Source organism: Piscicoccus intestinalis NBRC 104926 (assembly GCF_001515525.1).
Lineage (GTDB): Bacteria > Actinomycetota > Actinomycetes > Actinomycetales > Dermatophilaceae > Kineosphaera > Kineosphaera intestinalis.
Genome location: NZ_BCNQ01000310.1, coordinates 1 through 938 on the forward strand (window position 1 = coordinate 1; position 938 = coordinate 938).

General features: G+C 78.4%; 1 protein-coding gene. It reads left to right on the top strand.

Features of this window, described 5'->3' with window-relative positions; all coding sequences use genetic code 11:
* Positions 1 to 938 (top strand): helicase-associated domain-containing protein (locus PINTE_RS23010; protein ID WP_174524045.1); only part of this gene is annotated, 938 nt, incomplete at both ends.

Below are 938 nucleotides of genomic sequence, written 5' to 3' on the forward strand. Positions count from 1 at the left end.
GTCGCGGGCGGGCAGGCCGTGCATCTGCTCGAACTCGTCGAGGAGCTCGTCGCGCGCTGGAGCGCCGATCCGCCTCGCGTGTTGCGCTCCGGCGGGCTGGCCGTGCGCGACCTGCGCGCGGTCGCCGAGTCGCTCGAGGTGCCGCTGGGGTTGGCGGCGTTCGTCGTCGAACTCGCCCACGATGCGGGGCTCGTCGCCGACGACGGCCAGCTCGACCCGGCCTGGGCCCCGACGCACTACTACGACGACTGGAGCGAGCGGCCGACCGCGGCGCGCTGGAGCGAGCTCGTGCGTGCCTGGCTGCGGTCCACCCGCGCCCCGCACCGGGTCGGCAGCCGGCCGGCCGGCGCCTCGGGCCCCGGGGCGGTGAACGCGCTCTCGGAGGGAGCGTCGTGGCCGCGGCTTCGGCTGCTGCGCCGCGAGATCCTCGCCGAGTTGCTCGGCGTGCCGCCCGGACGGCTCGTCGCGGAGCCCGATCTCGTGGCGCGACTGCGCTGGCGGCACCCGCTGCGGCCGCCGGCGGCGGTGCAGGAGGCCGTCGACGCGACGTGCCGCGGCGCCGAGTGGCTCGGCGTCACCGGTCGCGGCGCGATCCCGGAGCCGGTGCGGGCCCTGCTGGCCGCCGAGGGCGTCGCGCCCGTCGGCGCCGAGCCCGAGGCCGACGACCGCTCGGGGCCGCCCCCGGAGGTGCTCGACGGCATCGCGGCGATGCTGCCGGAGCCGGTGGAGCAGATGATCGTGCAGGCCGACCTGACCGCCGTCGTGCCGGGGCCGCTCGGTCCGCGGCTGGGTGCGTTGCTGCGGCTGGCCGCGGAGCCGGAGTCGCGCGGGGGCGCGTCGGTGTTCCGGTTCACGTCCACGAGCGTGCGCCGCTGCCTCGACGCCGGGTGGGACGCCCAGCGGCTGCTCGACGCACTGACCGGCGCGAGCGCGACCCC